At 55.8% G+C, this 21261-nt stretch carries 22 protein-coding genes (1 of these 22 running past the window's edge); 11 read left to right on the top strand and 11 right to left on the bottom strand.

The annotated features are described in order from the left end of the window. Positions 1-318, top strand: partial view of an organic hydroperoxide resistance protein gene (locus tag ACJJI0_RS14335; protein WP_444883113.1) — the 3' portion only. Its footprint begins 105 nt before the window's first position; 318 of the gene's 423 nt are visible here — the last part of the coding sequence; its start codon lies beyond the left edge, outside the window; its stop codon occupies positions 316-318. 49 nt (positions 319-367) lie between these two features. Here ACJJI0_RS14335 and hutG read toward each other — a convergent pair whose 3' ends face one another. Continuing rightward, on the bottom strand, positions 368-1336 hold the full coding sequence (gene hutG / locus ACJJI0_RS14340; protein WP_444883114.1) for a formimidoylglutamase: 969 nt from the start codon (positions 1334-1336) through the stop codon (positions 368-370). Then, positions 1320-2549 (bottom strand): imidazolonepropionase, encoded by a 1230-nt coding sequence (gene hutI / locus ACJJI0_RS14345; RefSeq protein WP_252083749.1) that lies wholly within the window; start codon positions 2547-2549, stop codon positions 1320-1322. Before hutI ends, hutG begins: the two co-directional genes overlap by 17 nt. 187 nt (positions 2550-2736) lie before the next feature. Between hutI and hutC the strand changes: the two genes are divergently transcribed. From hutC to ACJJI0_RS14370, 5 genes are all read left to right on the top strand, one after another. Beyond that, a complete protein-coding gene (hutC, locus tag ACJJI0_RS14350) occupies positions 2737-3447 on the top strand; it encodes a histidine utilization transcriptional repressor HutC (protein ID WP_444883115.1) in 711 nt (236 codons plus the stop codon). 88 nt (positions 3448-3535) lie between these two features. Then, on the top strand, positions 3536-5212 hold the full coding sequence (gene hutU, locus ACJJI0_RS14355) for a urocanate hydratase (protein ID WP_444883116.1): 1677 nt from the start codon (positions 3536-3538) through the stop codon (positions 5210-5212). A gap of 267 nt (positions 5213-5479) precedes the next feature. Further along, entirely contained in the window at positions 5480-7030 is a 1551-nt protein-coding gene (gene hutH, locus ACJJI0_RS14360; protein WP_444883117.1) for a histidine ammonia-lyase, read from the top strand. Positions 7031-7314: 284 nt separating this feature from the next. Then, entirely contained in the window at positions 7315-7656 is a 342-nt protein-coding gene (locus ACJJI0_RS14365) for a hypothetical protein (protein WP_252083753.1), read from the top strand. Between the two features lie 97 nt (positions 7657-7753). Continuing rightward, positions 7754-8254 (top strand): hypothetical protein, encoded by a 501-nt coding sequence (locus ACJJI0_RS14370; protein WP_444883118.1) that lies wholly within the window; start codon positions 7754-7756, stop codon positions 8252-8254. 705 nt (positions 8255-8959) lie between these two features. On the opposite strand, the gene pyk is transcribed toward ACJJI0_RS14370, so the two are convergent. After that, positions 8960-10396, bottom strand: a complete 1437-nt coding sequence (gene pyk / locus ACJJI0_RS14375) for a pyruvate kinase (RefSeq protein ID WP_444883119.1) — start codon at positions 10394-10396, stop codon at positions 8960-8962. 181 nt (positions 10397-10577) lie between these two features. On the opposite strand from pyk, the gene ACJJI0_RS14380 reads away from it, so the two are divergent. Then, positions 10578-11051 carry an META domain-containing protein gene (locus ACJJI0_RS14380; RefSeq protein WP_252083757.1) on the top strand — a complete coding sequence of 158 codons (474 nt, stop codon included), beginning with the start codon at positions 10578-10580 and terminating at the stop codon, positions 11049-11051. A 64-nt stretch (positions 11052-11115) separates the two neighbouring features. Next, positions 11116-11613 carry an META domain-containing protein gene (locus ACJJI0_RS14385; RefSeq protein WP_444883120.1) on the top strand — a complete coding sequence of 166 codons (498 nt, stop codon included), beginning with the start codon at positions 11116-11118 and terminating at the stop codon, positions 11611-11613. A gap of 168 nt (positions 11614-11781) precedes the next feature. On the opposite strand, the gene smrA is transcribed toward ACJJI0_RS14385, so the two are convergent. The 6 genes from smrA to ACJJI0_RS14415 all read right to left on the bottom strand — a co-directional run bounded on the left by smrA (position 11782) and on the right by ACJJI0_RS14415 (position 15187). Continuing rightward, positions 11782-12369, bottom strand: a complete 588-nt coding sequence (smrA, locus tag ACJJI0_RS14390; RefSeq protein WP_444883121.1) for a DNA endonuclease SmrA — start codon at positions 12367-12369, stop codon at positions 11782-11784. Between the two features lie 19 nt (positions 12370-12388). After that, a complete protein-coding gene (locus tag ACJJI0_RS14395) occupies positions 12389-13252 on the bottom strand; it encodes an SDR family oxidoreductase (protein ID WP_252083760.1) in 864 nt (287 codons plus the stop codon). After that, positions 13245-13697 carry an acyl-CoA thioesterase gene (locus ACJJI0_RS14400; RefSeq protein ID WP_444883122.1) on the bottom strand — a complete coding sequence of 151 codons (453 nt, stop codon included), beginning with the start codon at positions 13695-13697 and terminating at the stop codon, positions 13245-13247. Before ACJJI0_RS14400 ends, ACJJI0_RS14395 begins: the two co-directional genes overlap by 8 nt. 120 nt (positions 13698-13817) lie before the next feature. Further along, on the bottom strand, positions 13818-14312 hold the full coding sequence (gene secB / locus ACJJI0_RS14405) for a protein-export chaperone SecB (RefSeq protein WP_444883123.1): 495 nt from the start codon (positions 14310-14312) through the stop codon (positions 13818-13820). 158 nt (positions 14313-14470) lie between these two features. Next, positions 14471-14731 (bottom strand): glutaredoxin 3, encoded by a 261-nt coding sequence (gene grxC, locus ACJJI0_RS14410; RefSeq protein ID WP_444883124.1) that lies wholly within the window; start codon positions 14729-14731, stop codon positions 14471-14473. Between the two features lie 39 nt (positions 14732-14770). Continuing rightward, positions 14771-15187, bottom strand: a complete 417-nt coding sequence (locus ACJJI0_RS14415) for a rhodanese-like domain-containing protein (RefSeq protein WP_444883125.1) — start codon at positions 15185-15187, stop codon at positions 14771-14773. Between the two features lie 227 nt (positions 15188-15414). Between ACJJI0_RS14415 and gpmI the strand changes: the two genes are divergently transcribed. From gpmI to ACJJI0_RS14430, 3 genes are all read left to right on the top strand, one after another. After that, a complete protein-coding gene (gene gpmI / locus ACJJI0_RS14420; protein WP_444883126.1) occupies positions 15415-16962 on the top strand; it encodes a 2,3-bisphosphoglycerate-independent phosphoglycerate mutase in 1548 nt (515 codons plus the stop codon). Then, a complete protein-coding gene (locus ACJJI0_RS14425; RefSeq protein ID WP_444883127.1) occupies positions 16962-18089 on the top strand; it encodes a murein hydrolase activator EnvC family protein in 1128 nt (375 codons plus the stop codon). Before gpmI ends, ACJJI0_RS14425 begins: the two co-directional genes overlap by 1 nt. Positions 18090-18301: 212 nt before the next feature. Further along, on the top strand, positions 18302-19663 hold the full coding sequence (locus ACJJI0_RS14430; protein WP_444883128.1) for a S41 family peptidase: 1362 nt from the start codon (positions 18302-18304) through the stop codon (positions 19661-19663). Between the two features lie 86 nt (positions 19664-19749). Here ACJJI0_RS14430 and hisF read toward each other — a convergent pair whose 3' ends face one another. Together hisF and hisA are read right to left on the bottom strand one after the other, a co-directional pair. Continuing rightward, positions 19750-20511, bottom strand: coding sequence for an imidazole glycerol phosphate synthase subunit HisF (gene hisF / locus ACJJI0_RS14435; RefSeq protein WP_444883129.1), 762 nt, complete (start codon positions 20509-20511; stop codon positions 19750-19752). After that, the gene (hisA, locus tag ACJJI0_RS14440; RefSeq protein WP_444883130.1) at positions 20511-21242 is read right to left on the bottom strand and encodes a 1-(5-phosphoribosyl)-5-[(5-phosphoribosylamino)methylideneamino]imidazole-4-carboxamide isomerase; all 732 of its coding nucleotides are present in this window, start codon (positions 21240-21242) and stop codon (positions 20511-20513) included. Before hisA ends, hisF begins: the two co-directional genes overlap by 1 nt. Positions 21243-21261 lie beyond the last annotated feature (19 nt).

The raw sequence follows: 21261 nt of genomic DNA on the forward strand, positions 1-21261 counted from the left end.
CTGGGCGGGGATGGCGGAAGTGGTACCAACCCTGAGCAATTATTTGCGGCAGGCTATTCGGCCTGTTTTATCGGCGCAATGAAATTTGTTGCGGACAAGGAAAAGGTCGCTACACCGAACGATACCAATGTGCGAGCTGAAGTTGGCATAGGACCCAGCGGGAAAGGCTTTGGGCTGGAAGTTGATCTCTATATAGAGCTACCGGGCATGGATCAGGTGGTAGCTGAACGCGTGGCCTTAAAAGCTCACGAGGAAGTTTGCCCCTACTCTAATGCAACCCGCAATAATATTACCGTGAGGCTGCATATTACGGTTTAGAAGCATAAGGCTGCCAACCCCTGGCAGCCTTACAGGCCACTTTACCCTCTTACTCTTGGCGAGTTGAGCGCGCGGCCCCATTGGCTATTTGGAAAACCAACCTTGCTGCAGTGCGCGCACCATGATCTTCAATATCGAAATAGGGATTAAACTCAGCCATATCCGCCAAGCAAACCTTGTTTGAGTCCAGAACGGTATCCAGCAGCTCTTCGAGTAATTCCAGCGGGACTCCACGCCCAGAGGGGGCACTGACCGCAGGCATTACTGCTGCTGGTAATACGTCCAGGCATACTGTGAGGTACACAAAGTCCACCTTATCGGTAAAGTCCCGGATCTGCTGTTTTATTTTATCCAGATTCCAGCTGCTAATTTCTCGATCGCGAATGACTTCTGCACCCAGTTCATCGGCACGATTGTAAAGCGCCGGCGTATTGGCATTATCGGCAGCACCGACACAGAGATAATTGAAAGGGCGGCCATTGATCTGGCACTGTTCCGCAATTTGATAGAAAGGTGTACCCGAGGAACCCTTGGGTGAAGGGATGCGCAAATCCAGATGGGCATCAAAATTGATAATACCCAGGGTCTTCTCTCGGTGTAGCTCGCGCATCCATCGCGCTATGCCCTGATAACTACCAAACGCGATTTCATGTCCACCCCCCAAAACCAGGGGAAAGTGTCCGTTAGCCAGCAACTCATTGATACGCGCACCGAGTAGTGCCTGTGCGGATTCCAAATCCTCACGATCAACGCGCACATTGCCGGCATCATAAAGAGGTAAATCAAAGGTGGCGGGCAGATTGGCAGTCGCCAAGCGTAGGATTCGCGGCCCTTTCGCAGCGCCAATACGCCCTTTATTGCGACGCACACCTTCATCCGAGGCGAAACCGAGGATGGCAATTCCAGGGGGGTTATCCAGTTGCAGCGGCGAAACACGTTGGTGCCAACGCTCCCCGGCGCGACCGTCCTCGCTGTCTGTGCGGCCACTCCACAAGCGCATATCAGCCAGCTGTAACATCTTTACCTCCCAGGAAAATCTGTGCGGGTTTCAGCGCGCCAAATTCATAGGCCAGCTGATCTGGGGTATCCATCGGCCATAACACCATATCTGCGCGCAATCCGGGCCGCAGTACTCCGCGGGAACAGCAGAGCCCCAAGGCGCGCGCGGCTGCGCGAGTCACCCCGGCCAACGCCTCCGCTGGGGTAAGGCCAAATAGGTTGCAGCCCATATTCATCATTAACCGCAGAGAACCGATAGGGCAGCTACCGGGATTCAGATCGGTGGATAGAGCCATGCAAACCCCCGCCTCCCGCAGTTTCTCTACCGGCGGCATCTGGGTCTCGCGCAGAGTATAAAAAGCTCCAGGGAGCAAAACTGCCACGGTGCCGCTTTCAGCCATGGCCAGCACATCCGCATCGCTAATATATTCAATATGATCTACGGAGAGGGCGCTGGCTTTGGTTGCCATCTCAGTGGCGCCAGTGCGTGCCAGCTGCTCGGCATGCACTTTAATGGGCATGTCCAACTGCTTGGCGGCATCAATCACCCGCTGACACTGCTCTACCGTAAAGCCGATGGTTTCGCAGAACATATCCACCGCATCGGCCAGTTGCTCGCGCGCAACTGCCGGCAATATCTGCTCGCAAATCAAATCGATATATTCATCGGCACGACCATCGTATTCCGGCGGCAAGGCGTGAGCGGCCAAACAGGTGGTAACGATTTCCACCGAATTGTGCTGCGCCAAACGGCGAGCGGTGCGAAGTTGCTTCAACTCCGTATCCAGATCCAGGCCATAGCCGGATTTGATCTCGACAGTGGTGGCCCCCTCAGACATCAAGGCGCGAAGGCGGGGCTCCGACAAACGGTATAATTCCTCAGCACTGGCGGCACGAGTGGCCCTCACAGTGGAAATAATGCCACCACCAGAACGGGCTACTTCTTCATAGCTCTCCCCGCCCAGGCGGCGCGCAAATTCTCCGGCGCGGTGACCGCCGTAAACCAGATGGGTATGGCAATCGATCAGGCCCGGTGTCAACCACTGCCCCTCACCGTCGATCACCTTATCTGGAGCACAGTCCGGTAACTCGCGACGCGGCCCCAGCCAAACAATCTTGCCGCCGGTTACCGCCACTGCGGCATCCTCTACAGCACCGTAGCCCCCGGCAATCGAAGGGTCCATGGTAGCGGCGTTCACATTCGTAATCAGTAGGTCACAGCGTTCTGTCATAAGCTTCTAGCGGCGCGCTTTTCCTTCTTTAACCATAGATGCCCAGTGCAATACCGAGCGGGATTTGGGCAGTCAGCATACAGACCATCGCCCCGGCTTGACAGTCATCTTTAAGACAACCATAGTAGCTTCTATTATTTCTTGTATATACAACCATATACAAGCCATAAAGGCATTAAACCCGAGTATGAATACTGCAAGCGAACCCCGCTACGCGGCGATCAAGCGCCATATCCGGCAAAACATCGAAAACGGCAGCTGGCCTGTGCATTTCCAGGTGCCCTCAGAAAATCAGCTGGCACAGGAATTCGGTGTCAGCCGTATGACCGCCAGACGCGCTTTAAGTGAATTGACCGATGAGCGAGTGCTGATGCGCTCCCAGGGACTCGGTACATTTGTGGCCGAACCAGTACCGGCTGGTTCCCTGTTAGAAGTGCGCAATATTGCTGATGAAATTTCCGCACGCGGCCACAGCTACAGCAATCGAATTTTGCTGGCACAACATTGTATGGCTAATGCCGAAGTAGCCCGTGCCCTGGAAGTGCCGGAACAGGCCAAGGTTTTTCACACCATTATTGTGCACTGTGATAACGGCGTTCCCATTCAGTGGGAAGAACGCTTTACCAATCCGGCCCTGGCTCCCGAATACTTACAACAGGATTTCGCCCACACCACGCCAAACGCCTATCTTTCCAGGGTCGCACCATTGACCGAGGCGGATACCACGGTTGAGGCAATCGCAGCAGAAGCTTCTATTGCCTACGCACTGGAGATCGCCACCGGCGATGCCTGCCTACAGGTGTGGCGGCGTACCAAGAGTAGCGCCGGCACTGTGAGCTTTGCCCGCCTGGTGCACCCGGGTAAACGCTACCGCCTGGGGGCACAGCTGAGATTCTAATTTCTGCATGTATCTCATACGTCCCGGCAACACTAGATTGCTAATCATAGGGCGCAAGAATTTTTAACAAATAATTTGAGAGGAATGTATGTCCGCTGATAAACGCCACGACCCCAGCCGCAAAATCCGCGCGCCTCGCGGCAGTGAGCTCAATGCCAAAAGCTGGCTCACCGAAGCTCCCCTGCGCATGTTGATGAACAACCTGGATGCCGAGGTAGCTGAACGCCCGGAGGACCTGGTGGTTTACGGTGGTATCGGCCGCGCCGCGCGGGATTGGGAGTGCTACGACAAAATTGTCGAGGTGCTAAAGCGCCTGGAAGACGACGAAACCCTGCTGGTGCAGTCCGGCAAGCCCGTCGGAGTCTTTAAAACCCACGCCGATGCACCCCGGGTATTAATTGCCAATTCCAACCTGGTACCCCACTGGGCCAACTGGGAACACTTCAACGAGCTGGATAAAAAAGGCCTGGCCATGTACGGCCAGATGACTGCCGGCTCTTGGATTTATATCGGCTCCCAGGGCATCGTCCAGGGTACCTATGAAACCTTTGCCGCAGTCGCACGCAAACATTTTAAGGGCGAAGCGAAAGGCAAATGGATTCTTACCGGTGGCCTCGGCGGCATGGGTGGCGCTCAGCCACTGGCGGCGACGATGGCCGGTTTCAGCATGATCGCAGTAGAGTGCGACGAAACCCGAATCGATTTCCGCCTGCGTACTGGCTATGTAGATAAGAAAGCCACCAGCCTCGACGAAGCCCTGCAAATGATTGAAGCCGCGATGGAAAAAGGTGAAGCCATTTCCGTTGGCCTGCTGGGCAACGCAGCAGATATTTTCCCGGAAATTGTAAAACGCAATATTCTGCCGGATTCGGTTACCGACCAGACTTCCGCACACGATCCTTTAAATGGCTACCTGCCCCAGGGCTGGACCATGGAATACGCTGCGGAGATGCGCAAGAAAGATGAAGCCGCAGTAGTAAAGGCAGCCAAACAGTCTATGGCGGTTCAGGTTGAAGCCATGCTGGAGCTGCAAAAGCGCGGCGCCGCAACTCTCGACTACGGCAACAATATTCGTCAGATGGCTCTCGAGGAAGGCGTGGAAAATGCCTTCGATTTCCCCGGCTTTGTACCCGCTTATATTCGCCCTCTGTTCTGCGAAGGAGTAGGTCCTTTCCGCTGGGCGGCCCTGTCCGGCAACCCGGAAGATATCTACAAGACCGATGCCAAGGTTAAAGAACTGATTCCCGACAATCCGCAGCTGCACAACTGGCTCGATATGGCCCGCGAGCGGATTCACTTCCAGGGACTGCCCGCACGTATCTGCTGGGTGGGCCTGAAAGATCGCGCGCGCCTGGCACTGGCATTTAACGAGATGGTAGCCAACGGTGAATTGGAAGCACCGGTAGTGATCGGCCGCGACCACCTCGACAGCGGCTCTGTAGCGAGCCCCAACCGCGAAACTGAAGCCATGATGGATGGTTCCGACGCTGTCTCCGACTGGCCGCTGATGAATGCCCTACTGAACACTGCCTCCGGCGCTACCTGGGTATCCCTGCATCACGGTGGTGGCGTAGGCATGGGCTTCTCCCAGCACTCTGGTGTGGTCATTGTCTGTGACGGCACCGAAGCTGCGCGCAAACGTATCGAACGGGTTCTCTGGAATGATCCCGCCACCGGCGTAATGCGCCACGCCGATGCCGGTTATGAGATCGCAAAAAAATGCGCAAAAGAGCAGGGCCTAGACCTGCCCATGCTGAACGACTGATTTTTTACCGCAATAAAAATACCGCCGGCGGAAATCTTTTACAGCCCGAATAACTTTGATCGGGCTGCGCCGCCGGCACCTAACTGGGTGTTGAAAAAGCCAACAAGCGACTTTTTCAAGCCATCTTTGCGGCACATGTCCACAAAGATGGGCACTCAAATAAAGCATTTGCAGTGCTTGATTTTGCGGCAGGCGCTTTCGCACCGCCCACGCAGGCTGTTTTTCAACAGCCTGCTAAGCAGTAAATATTTTTTGGTGAATGAATTTATGTATCAATTGGAAATCGATCCCGGTCAATTGAGCCTTGCGCAACTGCGCCGGGTAGCCCGCGAGTCGGTGCAGCTGTCCCTGGCGAAAAGCGCCTACCCCGCTATTGAAGCCTCTGCCCACACTGTTGCCCAGGTTATTACCGAGGGGCGCACGGTTTACGGAATTAATACCGGTTTTGGTTTATTGGCCAACACCCGCATTGAAAAGCACGACCTGGAAAACCTGCAGCGCGCTATTGTACTGAGCCATGCCGCCGGTACCGGCAACTTTATGAGTGAAGCCACCGTGCGTTTGCTGATGGTGTTGAAAATCAACTCGCTCGCGCGCGGCTTCTCCGGTGTGCGCCCGCAGGTTATCGAAGCTTTAATGCAACTGGTCAATGCCGGTGTATACCCCGCTATTCCTGAGAAAGGTTCTGTCGGCGCTTCTGGCGATTTGGCGCCGCTGGCTCATATGAGCGTGGTACTTCTCGGTGAAGGGGAAGTATTTATCAAGGGTGAGCGCAAGAGTGCTCACGAAGGCCTCAAAGCGGCAGGGCTAGAGCCTATTACCCTGGCTCCCAAAGAGGGCCTCGCCCTGCTAAACGGCACCCAGGCTTCTACCGCCTTTGCCCTGCTCGGCCTGTTCGCCAGTGAAGACTTGTTCGCCGGCGCCCTGGTAACCGGTGCTATTACCCTGGAAGCCGCCAAGGGCTCACGCCGCCCTTTCGATGATCGTATTCACAACGCCCGCGGCCAACAGGCTCAGCGCGACGTAGCGGCAATTTATCGGGACCTGCTCGGTGAAACCAGCCAGATCGGTGATTCCCACCAATTCTGCGAAAAAGTGCAGGACCCCTACTCCCTGCGCTGTCAGCCCCAGGTCATGGGTGCCTGCCTGCAGCAGATGCGCTTCGCTGCAGAAGTATTGTTGGCCGAGGCAAATGGTGTTTCCGATAACCCGCTGGTATTTACCGATGAGGAAAATCCGGATAACTCCGACATTATTTCCGGTGGTAACTTCCACGCAGAGCCTGTTGCTATGGTCGCCGACAACCTGGCGTTGGCATTGGCAGAAATCGGCTCCCTATCCGAGCGTCGCATGGCGCTGCTGATCGACAGTAACCTATCCGGCCTGCCTCCCTTCCTGGTGGAAAATGGCGGGGTGAACTCCGGCTTTATGATCGCCCAGGTCACCTCAGCGGCGCTTGCCAGTGAGAACAAATCCATGGCGCACCCAGCCTGCGTGGATTCACTGCCCACCTCCGCCAACCAGGAAGACCATGTATCCATGGCCACCTTTGCCGGCCGTCGCCTGCGGGATATGGCCGACAATACCTGTGGCATCCTGGCGGTGGAGCTACTCGCTGCCTGCCAGGGACTGGATTTCCGCGCGCCGTTAAAATCCACTGATAAACTGGAGGCAGCCAAGTCAAAACTGCGCGCCCGAGTACCTTTCTATGACAAGGACCGCTACTTTGCCCCGGATATTGAAGAGGCGAAGCAATTGCTGAGCAGCGGCGCCTACCTGGAATCCATTGATCCAGCCCTGCTCCCAAGCAGTCATTAATTTCCTTTAATTTCTATAAATTAATTTTTATAGAAGATTTCGTTACTAAGTACCGGGGCCTAAATCCCGGTATTTTTTCCTCTGTCTTTGGTCCGCCAGCAACAGCGACTCTAAAGTAGCTGTTTGTCCACGGTCGCGTTTTAAAACAAAAAAATCAGTAAAGAGACAAGCTTTTCTTTATCGAGTACTGCTAGAACAATTTTTTTTCTTTGTGAGGAAATTTGCGCCAAAAGTGCTAGGCTGACAATTAGACGTTTTACCCGCCAAAAGGTGTGGAGGTCTAGATGAAACCGCTGTCGCTTCGGCTGCTCCGCCACTCGGGCTACGCGCTGGCTATTGCCACAGGGTTTGCCCTGTCAGCCTGTAACGGGACAGGTTATCCCTGCGGAGGAGGCTATGACTGCTCAGCTAGTTATTACGGATATAGCCCTTATTACAGCAAGTCATATTACAACCTACGGGGCCGCTATGCCCACTGCCACCCCGATGGAACCTGCCACAACATGCAGCATTGCAACTTTTACTGGGATGGGAATTTTTATCGCCTGAGGCCACCCGCGGTGGTGAACACAAGTTACCAGGTAATTGATCTGCCGGATCCGCCCTACCAGGCCAGGCCCTACTGACAAAGAAATTCTGTGTGCATCCATTTGGCACACATAAAGGGGCTTGGCCCCTGCCGGGCCTCTCCGGGGGGAACTTTCGCTTACCGGAGATTGCACTATGAATAGAGCTGTTAAGACGGCTTTTATTGCCGTCACGGTATGCACGGCCCTAACTTTAGGTGCCTGTGCAACCGATAGTTACTATAGCGGTGGCTACTACGGCGGTTACTACAGAGGAGGGGGAGTGGCCTACACATCTTCCTTTGTTTACCCTTACGCAACCCCGAACTACTATCCCTCCAGTAATATCTATGTCTCTTACCGCACACCGGTTTACCAGTATTACCGGGCAACCCCGCGCTATGGCTATTATTATCGCGGTGCCTATTCCTATTACCGCGCACCAGGTTATCGCGGCAACCCCCGCTACCGGGCCAGGTACTTTTATCGCGGGCTTCCCTACTACAACCGCTTTAACTCCCCCGGTGCTGCACAAATCCGCTATCGTGCCCAGCACCGTTACTATCGCGGTGGCCACCGAGGATATCGCAGCCACCGCAGCTACAGAGTGCGTGGGCACCATCGCGTCCGCGGTGGATATCACCATAGAAGACGCTAGCGTTTAGCTGCTATTAATCCAGCCTTGAAATAGCTGAAATCCAGATATTTCATTTTGCCCGCAAAATGCCGGTACAGATCAATAACATTACTGGTATTTTGCGGGCTCACCAATCCACAAAACAACATCAAAACCAATTTTAAATGGGTCCTCTAATAACTTTGAATTAATCATTTAGAAATATTTGATTACTTATTTGCGCGCAAAAAAAAAGAGTGATCAGAAAAATCTCTCTTCGATAATTCACATCCACTCCACAATAGTGACCAGCGAGTTTACTCACTGGGTACCAACGCCTGTTTTATCTTTAGCCATTCAACAGCTCTGTCGCTACTTTTTGCAAATTGGCGTTCTTTTCCTCACTTTGACAGCTATTACCACTACCCTGAGTTAAGAAAGCGAATCCTGTAAACCTTGCGAGGTAAGTGCAGTGCAGAAACTCCTGCCGAAACTGCTTGCTGTGACACTGGTAATAAGCATTACCGGCTGTTCCACAACTAAATCACAGGGCACCCCAAAATCTTTATCACTCAACGGAAAAAAATTTCACTGCGTTGAACAGGAACTGGAAACAAAAACTCTAGTGCGCTGCGCACGACCCGGCTAAAAAACGAATTTATTAATTGCCAGAAAAATACAGATAAAAAAGTCGGGATTTCGATTTAAAAATAAAAATTGAATTTTCGCCCAGAGCGGAAAAAATGCTTACTCAACTCTTACGACCCGTAGGGTATCGGTCTGGCCGCCGGCATCTTGTCGATAGCCACGGGAAACCAAGACAAAATCCCCCGATTTTAAAAGACTGCGCTGCTTCAAATGGTCGATTGCCTTGTGGTCACGGGAGGGACCATCCATACCTGCCACCGCCATTAAAACCGGATCGACGCCGCGATAAAGGGCAACCCGATTACAAACTCTACGGTGCCGACAAAAGGCGTAAATAGGAATGGCTGCGCGAACCCTGGACATCAAAAGGGCTGTGTTGCCCGTTTCTGTCTGGCAGATAATAGCCTTGATATCTCGACAGTGATTGGCAATGGTGATGGCAGCCATGGCGATACAGGCATCCCCAGCAGGGTAATTGCCACGCAAACTATCCGAAGGGCGATGTGTTGCACGGTGTTTTTCCGCCCCAATAATTACCTCGTCCATATGCCGAACAGTCTCCACCGGGTAGTCCCCGCTGGCGGTTTCTGCCGACAACATTACCGCATCGGTGCCATCCAACACCGCATTGGCGACATCACACACCTCCGCCCTCGTAGGCACAGGGCTGGAGATCATTGACTCCATCATCTGTGTTGCCGTAATTACCGTGCGATTCAGATAGCGGGCAAAACGAATTAAATGTTTTTGCACCCCCATCAATTCCGCATCGCCAATCTCTACTGCCAGATCGCCGCGCGCCACCATGATGACATCGCTCGCCAGAATCAGCTCCTGCAAGTGTTCATCAGAAGAGATCGCCTCGGCCCGTTCAATCTTGGCGACAATCTGGCTGCTACCCCCCGCCTGCTGTAGAAGCTCCCGCGCCCTATGAATATCCCGCGCATCGCGAGGAAAGGACACCGCCAAGTAGTCCAGCTGCAGATCGGCGACAACTTGAATATCGCACAAATCCTTGTCCGTTAATGCGGGCGCGGTGAGGCCACCGCCCCGCTTGTTAATTCCTTTTCGATTAGAGAGCCAGCCCCCATCCTGTACCTCAGTGATAACCGCACTGCCATCAATTTTCTTGATCTGCAGACTGAGTCGCCCGTCGTCCAGCAGCAGGGTATCTCCTGGGCGGCAGTCCTCGGCCAGCTCGGTGTAATCCACCGAAACCCCGGCGCTGTTGCCCTGCTCCCTTGGCCAAGTGGGGTCCAGAGTAAACTCGGCACCAGTGCTGAGATGCACACCACCATCGGTGAACTTGCCCACACGAATTTTCGGCCCCTGAAGATCACCCAATATGGCGATATGACACCCTTGGCGAGCGGCCTCTGCACGAACCTGCTCGGCGCGGCGGCGGTGCTCGTCGATTTCACCATGGGAAAAATTCAGGCGCACGATGTTCACCCCGGCGGCGACCAGTTGCCCCAGGGTGTCCCCCTTATCGGTTGAGGGACCCAGTGTTGCGACTATTTTTGTCCGCCGGATCATGCCGCACCTAGCCTCGTTTTACTGCCCGGATAGCACTCGCTTTCAAAGGAGAAGCATAGCTTGTCACACCTGTCGTCTCTCAACAGAGGCCAGCGACTAAGCTTTGCATAGAGCGGGTTATAGGCTAAAGCGACAGGCCCGTTTGAGATTGTAGGTGCAAGGGTCAGGGAGTAACTCGCCGATGAGCAGGTTGGTGCAACTGTGGCTGCTAGGGGCCCTACTGGTCATTGGCGGATGCCTGTCGAACAGTGCGGAAGAAGCCCGAGTTGTGCAGAGTGCGGGAACAGCAAGTTCAGTCTGCAATAAGAAGTGGCAGCTGGTACGCCTGCGTATTAACGGCGCTGCGGTACCGATCCAGAAGCCTGCAGATTTTACTTTCGTGTGTAATCTCGATGGCAATGTGATGGGGCGCAGCGGTATTAATACCTACCGTGGCGAGCTGCAGATAACTGAAAACGGCCTGATGTTGTGGGACAGTTCCAGCTTCGCCTCGACCAAGATGAGCGGCCCGGAGATCCTACTGCAGCAGGAAAATGCCTACCTGCGCGCCCTGGCCGGTACTCGCCAGGCATTTACCAAGTCCCGCGGTAAGCGTTTGATCCTTCGCGACGCCTCTGGCGATATTTATATTGAATATGTCAGGGCAGGATCTTGAACACCACCACAGACCACTGATAGCTTTTACGATTAAATGTCGCAAAAACAATGAGAACGACATCATGCCGCGATCTCACTTACGCTTGCAGCTTGTGGTCCCAGCCGTATTGAGCCTGCTTTTTTCCGGGTGTATGTCTTTCAGGGAGCCCACTCCCCAGCCCCCCAAACAGCCGGCGTGGTCTGCCTGTGAGCACGACTGGATACTCTCAAACCTCCGAGATGGCGAGAACACCTACGAGTACACGCTGCTGTGGAAAAAGTTCTGGCGCGAGCGCCCATTCTTTACCTGTGATCGCTTCGGCTACGTACGGGGTAACGGTGGCATCAATCCCTATCTGGGGCGTTTTTCTCTCGAGAGCAGCGGCGAACTTTCCTGGCCCAGGTCGCCGATTATCTCCAGAGTGGGGAACCGCCGCCCCAGTGATGAACTAGAGGCCGACTACCTGAAAGCCCTGCGCAAAACCCGTTTTCTCGAAGTGGTGGGTGACAAGCTGATCTTGAGCAGTAATGACAAATCCACACGGCTAGAATTTAACCGGGTCGATGACATTATGCGTTGAATTCCCGACACCAATGCCTGTAGCGCAGCCATAAAAAAGGCGACCCATAGGGTCGCCAATATTACAATCAAGAAGAATCAAAAAGATGAGTCAGATGCGCAATCGCATTGGAAAGCCTCGGCGCGCATCATAGTTCTCACAGATGACAGAAAAATGACATAACGGACCTCAAAAGCGCCGCTGATGCCTCTCCAGATTCTCCTGACGCTTGCGCTCGCTTTTGCGCAGCAAAAGGTAAGTAGCGCCCATACCACCATGTTGTTTTTGCGCGCTGTGGAATGCCAGCACCTCATCCAGTTGCGGCAGCCAATGATAGATACAGCTTTTCAAAAGTGCGGGCTGCTTGCGGCCCTCGCCCTTGCCGTGGGTAATAAGCGCACAGCGCACATCCGCCTCGACACAATCACGCACAAACTCCACAACGGCGCTGCGCGCCATTTCCACCGAGTGACGATGCAGGTCGAGACGTGCATCCACCGTGTACTTGCCCAGGCGCAGATTGCGATACACACCGTTCTGCACCCCATCACGCTTGAATTCGATAGGGTCCCAGGGCGCCACAAGCTCAATATACTCACCGGAAAGGGGGTTCATTTCGCGCTCGGTCAAACGCGTCGCAGCAGCACGGCGCTCGCGCAAGATACGCTCGGATGGCTCGCTCTCCTTGCGCAGGGTGACGCGGCGCTCCTGCACCAGCGGTTTCACATCTCCCAGCTCACCGAGAGCGTCTTTGAATAACTTGCTGTCGCCGCTCATGAAGTACCCCCCGCCAGCGTCAGTCCAAAAATAAATCCTTAGTCAGGTCCCCCGCATTATCGGGGTTGTGGGCATAGTCGGTAAAATCTTTTACCCCGCGTTCCACCAGAAGTTCCTCATCGATCAGCTGACACCCGCTCAAGGCGGCTTCCTTGGTGATCAGTACTTCGTAGGCAGCATCGGCCATAATCGCCGGCCTGCGGCTCTGTTCAAACATCTCGCGGCTACCCACGGCAAACTCAATGGCGGCGGTAGCCACCAGAGTGCGCGGCCACAGAGTATTAACGGCAACCCCCGCCTCGCGCAACTCCTCCGCCAATCCCAGGCTGAGGATTGTCATGCCAAACTTGGACAATGCGTAGGGCGCAAAAGGCCCCAGCCACTTGGGCTGTAGGTTGAGCGGTGGACACAGGCTGAGGATATGGGCGCTATCCGATTTCTTCAGGTAGGGAATCGCCAGGTGCGCCGTCAGATACACTGCACGGCTGTTGATGTCTTGCATCAAATCATAACGCTTGGGCGGGGTGGACTCGACATTACTCAGGTTGATCGCGCCGGCGTTATTGATCACAGCATCGATACCACCAAACTTGTCGGCTGCCTGCGCCATCGCTTCCTGCACCCGCTGCTCATCGCGCACATCCACCTGCAGGGCCAAGGCCTTACCGCCAGCGCTCTCCACCTCCTGCGCTACAGAGAAGATGGTGCCGGGTAGCTTCGGGTGTGGCTCTGCAGACTTAGCGGCGATCACAATATTAGCGCCATCCGCCGCGCACTTGAGCGCTATGGCACGGCCAATACCGCGGCTAGCGCCAGTGATAAAGATGGTCTTGTCCTTAAGCGCCCCTGTATTTTCTGTCAGGGTTACAAACTCTTCACTCATTTTTTTCAGCCTCCGGGGCAGTCACTGCCGGACTGTAAATTTCCTTGAAGATCGCCGGCATGCGCTTCGGTCTACCACTGGAAAGTTCGATGCATACCAACCGCCACTGGGCCCGCAATACCAATGCTCCATCGGCGGCGCGAAAGACTTGAAAGTGGCGGGTCATATTCAGGCGCCCATCCACCTCGGTGAGCCAGGTGCCGAATACCAGTTCATCCGCCTCTTTCGCCGCCAGTATATAGTCATACTGCCCATGACGAATGGCCATTCCCCGGTCGAGGTCCTGGTAATTTATGACATCCAGACCCAATGCGGCACTATGGGCCCAGGCGGTAGCCTCGCACCAACGCACATACTCGGCATTATTGGCATGGTGTAATCCATCCACATGCTCAGCACTTACCCTGACTCTGTGGATAAAGGGATTGGGTAAATCCCATTGCATAGGCAGCCCCCGCTGGATCTCACAAATAACTGGTATTTATTTCTACTAATCCCGCTAAGTGGACAAATAGCAGATATAAAAAAAGGCCCCTGATGGGACCTTTTTTGCAAGCTGACCGGATTATGCGTCCGCGTTAGCCTGTGCGCCTTCCGCTTGTTGCTGCGCCTGATTCAGGGCTTGGGCAAACAGGGCGTCGAAGTTGACCGGCGGCAGCATCAGAGCCGGGAAAGAACCCTTAACAACCGCGTTGTCGATCACTTCGCGAGCGTATGGGAACAGGATCTGTGGGCAGGCAGTATTCAGGGCCTGAGCCAGCTGCTGACCTTCCAGTCCCTTGATACCGAACAGACCAGCCTGCTTCACTTCCACCAGGAAAGCCGTGTCTTCTTCCAGCTTCACGGTGATAGTGAGCGTCAGTGCCACTTCGTACAGGTCTTCTTCAACCTTGGCGGTCTTGGTGTTCAGCTCCTGATTTACCTGGGGCTTCCACTGTTTCTTGAAAACCTCAACGCCCATGGGAGTCTCGAAGGAGAGATCCTTCAGGTAGATGCGCTGCATCGCGAATTGTACTTGTGGAGCCTCTGCGTTTGCCGCGCCGTTTAATTCTTCAGCCATGTTACTGCCTGTTTTTATAAAAAGTTTATTGATGCCTTCCGTGAGAAAGACTCCCTGTATGAGCCTTCAGATTGGGGCCTGCAAATACCGTTTCAAGGCCCGGACCGGATTAATAGCAAATATAAAGAGTCGCGTGAGGCACACGGCGTCAACCTTTATCAGCTTGCTGACTTAAGTAAGCCGTTAAGCTTACCGCTGCGCTCAAGGGCCATCAGATCATCGCAACCGCCCACATGGAAGTCGCCGACCCAAATCTGCGGCACCGACCGGCGCCCAGCCTTGGCCGCCATCTGTGCGCGCAGCTCAGGTTTATTGTCCACCGCAATCTCGCGATAATTCACGCCCTTGCTGTCGAGCAGCTGCTTGGCGCGAATACAGTAGGGACAAAAACGGGTGGTGTAGATGACTACATCCTGCATAATAAAACTCCGCCTAAAGCCATCTATAAAACTACTGAGCTAACCCTTGCCTTTGACCAGGGGCAGATTCTGATTACTCCACTCGCTCATACCGCCCTGTAGGCGACGTACCTGGAAGCCCTTCTGCTTAAGTAGGCGGCCCGCAGGGCCTGCGTGCTGACCCATTTTATCGGCGACAATCACCACCTTATCTTTAAAGGGTTCCAGCTCGGCGAACCGCTCGGCCACTTCCCCGTGGGGGATATGCAGTGCATCGACAATATGCCCGGCGGTAAACTCGCTGCGATCGCGCACATCCAACACCTTGGCCCCATCACTGTTGATCAGCCGGGTCACTTCGTGCAGGGAAACCGGCACGCCCGCCTTGTAACGCTCGCTCAGAACCAGCGCATAGAGCAGTGCCACGAGCAGGCCGACCAGCAGCCATTGCTCACTTAAAAAAACGAAAAAATCCACTCCGCCCCCAAAATCCATCGTGGTTATCGTTACGGCGCAGCTGCGCCAAAGCTGGCGGGAGTATACACGATTGTGGCGAATTTCTAACCAGCAAAATCATACTCCAACGGCATGGATATAGACTCAAATGGACTCACCCAACACTATTCGACGTAGTTAAACGATGGCCGAACGGGTTAAAATCCGCGTCCGCAATCCAAACCACCCGATAGAGGAAATCCGTCGCTATGGCCGCTTCGCAAGCCCCGCACAAACGCCCCTTGGTCCTGCTGATTCTGGACGGCTTCGGCCACAGCGACAATGCCGAGTACAACGCCATTCGCGCCGCGAAGTCTCCAGTGTGGGACAAAATCTGGGCGACGCGCCCCAAGACCCTGATCCAGACCTCCGGTATGGCGGTGGGGCTGCCCGAAGGGCAGATGGGTAACTCCGAGGTGGGACACATGACCCTAGGAGCCGGCCGTGTGGTTTACCAAAATTTCACCCGTATCAATAAGGCCATTCAGGACGGCGACTTCTTCCGCAATACCGCCTACACCGCTGCGGTAGATAAGGCCATCGCCAACAACGGCGCGGTACATATTATGGGACTGCTGTCCGAGGGCGGCGTACACAGCCACGAGGACCATATTGTCGCGATGGTGACCCTGGCGGCCCAGCGCGGAGCCCGCGCCATTTACGTACACGCTTTCCTGGATGGCCGCGACACGCCGCCGCGCAGCGCCGAGCCCTCCATCGCGCGCCTGATGCAGGTGTGCGACACCGTCGGCAATGCCCATATGGCCACTTTGGCAGGCCGCTATTTTGCCATGGATCGCGACCAGCGCTGGGAGCGCACCGAATCTGTCTACGACATGCTCACCCTGGGTACCGCAGAACACAAAGCCACTGACGCCCTGGCGGGATTAGCCGCCGCCTATGAGCGCGGTGAAAATGATGAATTCGTTGCGCCGACAGTGATCGGCGAGCCCGCTCCCATCAAAGATGGCGATGCTCTGATCTTTATGAACTTCCGCCCAGATCGCGCACGCCAACTGACCCGCGCCTTTACCGAAGCAGACTTCAGCGGCTTCGAGCGCAAGGCCCAGCCCAAGCTGGCAGACTTTGTCATGACCACTGAATACGCCGCAGACATCCACGCAAGCTGCGCTTTCCCACCGGAAAACCTGGTGAATTCCCTCGGTGAATATCTGTCTGCCCAGGGCAAGACCCAGCTGCGCATTGCCGAAACCGAAAAATACGCTCACGTGACTTTCTTTTTCAGCGGCGGCCGCGAGGAGCCGTACAACGGCGAAACCCGCGAGCTGATCAAGTCTCCGGACGTAGCCACCTACGACCTGCAGCCGGAAATGAACGCGCCGGAAGTAACCGACAAGCTGGTCGCGGCGATTGAGAGCGGCGAGTACGACGCCATTATCTGCAACTATGCCAACGGTGATATGGTCGGCCACACCGGTGTTTTTGAAGCGGCGGTAAAAGCGGTAGAAGCCCTGGACCAATGTGTTGAGCGTGTCGTGAATGCAGCCCTGAGTGCCGGTGGCGAAGTGCTGATCACCGCCGACCACGGCAATGTGGAAGAGATGTTCGACACCAACTCCGGCCAGGTCAGTACCCAGCACTCCACCCTGCCGGTGCCTTTTGTATACATCGGCGAACGCAATGTGCAAATGTGTGACGGAGGCAGTCTGGCGGATGTGGCGCCAACCATGTTAGCGTTGATGGATCTGCCACAGCCGGCGGAAATGACCGGCCACAGTTTGGTAAAAATGGACTGATGAAAACTCTCGTACTCTTCCTGATTGCCCTGCTGTCACTGCCCGCCTGGAGCCAGGCGGAAGCGGACCAGCAGGCACGCCTCGCGGAAATCAAGCAGCGCATCGACTCCCTGCAACAGGAGCTCAACCAGGTGCGCGGCCAGCGCGACCAGCTGCTCAAGGATCTGGAAGAGAACGAGAAAGATATCTCCGGGCTGTACCAGCGCATAGACCAGATCAAGCGGGATATGCGCAGCCGCACGGACAAGCTGCGCGAACTGCAGCGAGAGCAGAAACAGCTGCAAGAAGCGCGACGAAGTATGCAGCGGCGGGTCGAGCAGGAGATCGCCGCCGCTTACCGACTGGGCCGACAAGAACAGATCAAGCTCCTTCTCAACCAACAAAATCCACAGAATATCGCCCGCCAACTTCGCTACCACGATTACTTCCTCCAAGAACGCAGCCGCGTTATCGACAACTACCTGCAAACCCTCGCCTCGCTGGAAACGGTTTCCGCCTCGATCGAGCGCGAGCGCAATAGCCTGCAGGCGGAACGGGCACAGCTGCAGGAGCGCCAGGACAAATTGCGCAGCGCGCAACAAACACGCAAGCGCACCCTGGAAAAACTCGCGGCGCGGCTCGCCAATGGCGGTGGTGAACTCAAGCAACTGCAAGGGGACCGAAAACGCCTGCAGACCCTGATCGATGAAGTCGGGCGCGCAATCGCCACCCTGGTAAATCCGGACCAACACAAACCCTTCGCAAAGCAGCGGGGAAAATTACAGTGGCCGGTCAAGGGCCGCCGCGCCAATGCTTATGGACAGCGCCGCGCCAATGGAATCAGCTGGAAGGGGGTGATTATTCGCGCCGCCGAGGGGGAGCCCGTGCAGGCAATCCACCGCGGGCGCGTCGTCTTTTCTGATTACCTGCGCGGCCACGGCATGCTGGTGATTGTCGATCATGGCGATGGCTATATGAGCCTCTATGCACACAACCAATCCCTCAGCCGCAATGTCGGTGAGTGGGTGGAGAGCGGTGACACTATCGCTCGGGTAGGCAACAGTGGCGGCCTCACCCACAGTGGGCTTTATTTTGAAATACGCCATCGCGGCCAGGCCCGCGATCCCACCGGCTGGTGCCGTGGCTGACACTTTGCCGCTCTCTTCTGCGACGATACGCCCATTTTTTCTCTTGACGCCAGACTTGTGTACCAGTGCAAAAGGGAGTTGTAAGGCAGTTGGGCTTTTCACGACTAAGCCTGTGGCACAGTAGAATTTGGCGGCGCATTAGAATCCCTGCCAATCTCTGCGGTCTACACTTTCGCAAAGCAGCGAAGAAATAAGGCAGAGGTCACAACAATATGTTCATCTCCAAGGCGCTCACCACATTTCTCGGAGCCGCCGCCCTCACAGCCCTGCCGTTAATGGGTCTCAGCGAAGGTGGCCAACAACCCAATCTCGCCACCGAGAACAGCGGGCGCCTCCCCCTCGAAGACCTGCGCAGCTTCGCCAAGGTGTTCGAACAGATCCGTCAGGGCTACGTGGAAGAAGTGGATGATCGCACCCTATTGGAGTACGCCATCAAAGGTATGCTGCAAGGACTCGATCCCCACTCCTCCTACCTGGACCGCCGCTCTTTCGACGATCTACAGGCCAACACCACCGGCGAATTTGCCGGCCTGGGGATTGAGGTGGGTATCGAAGATGACCATATCACTGTGATCACCCCCATGGATGACACTCCCGCCTCGCGCGCGGGTCTCAGAGCCGGTGATGTGATACTGCGCCTGTCCGGCAAATCCATGAAGGGGGTCGGCCTCGATGAGGCGGTGGAATGGATGCGCGGCCCCAAAGGCAGTAGCGTCACCCTGACTATCGCCCGCAAGGGCCGCAAACAGCCCTTCGACGTCACCCTCAAGCGGGACACCGTGCGCGTGCGCAGTGTGCGCAGCAAGGTGCTCGATGAAGGCTACGGTTATCTGCGCATCAGCCAGTTTCAGTTGGATACCGGCGCCGATGTGGCGGAAGAGCTGATCAAACTTCAAAAGAAAGGGGCGCTCAAAGGCCTGATTATCGATCTGCGCAACAACCCCGGCGGCGTGCTGCAGTCTTCGGTAGAAGTGGCCGACGCCTTCCTTGAGGAAGGGCTGGTGGTCTACACCGAAGGCCGCAATGAGGCTGCCAACCTGAGTTACTCCGCCGAACCCGGCGACCTCACCGAAGGCGCCCCGCTGGTAGTGCTAATTAATGCCGGCTCCGCCTCGGCGGCGGAAATTGTCGCCGGAGCCCTGCAGGACCATCGCCGCGCCGTGGTGATGGGCACCGACAGCTTCGGCAAGGGCTCGGTACAGACCGTGATACCTATCAATAGCGAACGCGCCATCAAACTCACCACCGCGCTCTACTACACCCCTAATGGCCGCTCCATCCAGGCCCAGGGCATCACGCCAGATATTGTTGTGGAAAGGGCCAAGATCACCCGTTTGAAAGATATGCAGCGCCCCACCGAGGCGGACCTGGCCGGCCATTTGAACAATGGCAACGGCGGGGCTGATCGCACCTCGGAAGACCGCGCGCGGGAACGGGAAGAGGGAGAGCGCGACAATTGGATGGATCGCGACAACCAGATCTTCGAAGCACTCAATGTACTTAAAGGGCTGAATCTCTACGCTCACAGGGACCGGGGTCTGCGCGAACGCTTTGCCCGCGCAGATAAACAGTAGTAACTGGCGCGCGGCGGGCTCAAGCCCGCCGCCAGCGCATCCGCCCCAGCAGTGACATCAAGCCTCCGCGATCGTCAGCCCGCAGGCTAAACTCGCATCTCTATTCCCGCTTCCTGCATAAACGCCTTGGCTTCGGCGATGCTGTATTCTCCAAAGTGGAAGATACTGGCCGCCAGCACCGCATCGGCGCCGCCCTGCAGAACACCTTCGGCCAGGTGCTGGAGATTGCCGACGCCACCGGAGGCAATGACCGGCACTGGCACCGCCTCGCTGACCGCGCGGGTCAGGGCCAAATCAAAACCGTTCTTGGTGCCATCTCGGTCCATACTGGTGAGCAGTATTTCCCCAGCACCCAACTCCGCCATCTGCCGAGCCCAGGCCACAGCGTCTATGCCGGTGGGCTGGCGCCCGCCATGGGTGAATATTTCCCAGCGGTTCTCCCCCACCTGTTTGGCGTCAATCGCCACTACGATGCACTGGCTGCCAAAACGCTCTGCGGCCTCACGCACAAACTCGGGATTTTTCACCGCTGCGGAGTTGATCGCGGTCTTGTCTGCGCCGGCATTTAACAGGTTGCGGATATCCTGCAGGGTACGTACACCGCCACCCACGGTAAGTGGAATAAACACCTCGTGGGCCATTTTTTCCACGGTGTGCAGTAGGGTGTCGCGCTGCTCATGAGTAGCGGTGATATCGAGAAAGGTAACTTCATCCGCACCCGCCTCGTTGTAGCGGCGGGCAATCTCCACCGGGTCGCCGGCATCGCGGATATCGACAAAATTAACGCCCTTTACCACGCGCCCGGCATCGACATCGAGGCAGGGAATAATACGTTTCGCCAGTGCCATTACTTGCTCCGTTGATCGCAGAGCTGCTGCGCCGCGCGCAGATCCAGCTTGTCCTCATAAATCGCCCTGCCGGTAATCGCGCCGTAGATCTCACCGGTTTCCAACAGCTGCTCGATATCCTCAATGCTGCTGACACCACCGGAGGCGATTATCGGCACCTGTACCGCACGGGCCATTTCCAGAGTGGCCTCGATATTGACGCCCTGCATCATGCCGTCGCGAGCGATATCGGTGTACACAATGGAGCTGACACCACAATCCGCGAAGCGCTTGGCCAGCTCGGTGGCCTTTAGCTCTGACACCTCGGCCCAGCCCTCAGTGGCCACCAGGCCATCTTTGGCGTCAAGCCCGACGATAACGTGGCCTTCGAATTCGCGGCAGGCCTCCTCGACCAGTTTCGGCTGTTTCACCGCAGCGGTGCCGATAATGGCCCATGTCACACCGGCATCCAGATAGCGCTCGATAGTATGCAAGTCGCGGATGCCACCGCCAATCTGTACCGGCAATGTGGGAAATTGCTTGGCAATGGCAGTTACAGCTTCACCGTTGACTGGATTGCCTGCAAAGGCACCATTCAAGTCGACCAAGTGCAAGCGCTTGGCCCCTTGGTCCACCCAGTGCTGGGCGGTAGCCAGGGGATCATCGGAAAATACGGTGGCGTCGTCCATCTCGCCCTGGCGCAGGCGCACACACTGGCCGTCTTTTAAGTCGATAGCGGGAATTACAATCATGCTCTGTCTTTCGTCGGCG

The sequence above is a fragment of the Microbulbifer mixtoriginis (SeqCode) genome (assembly GCF_052466695.1).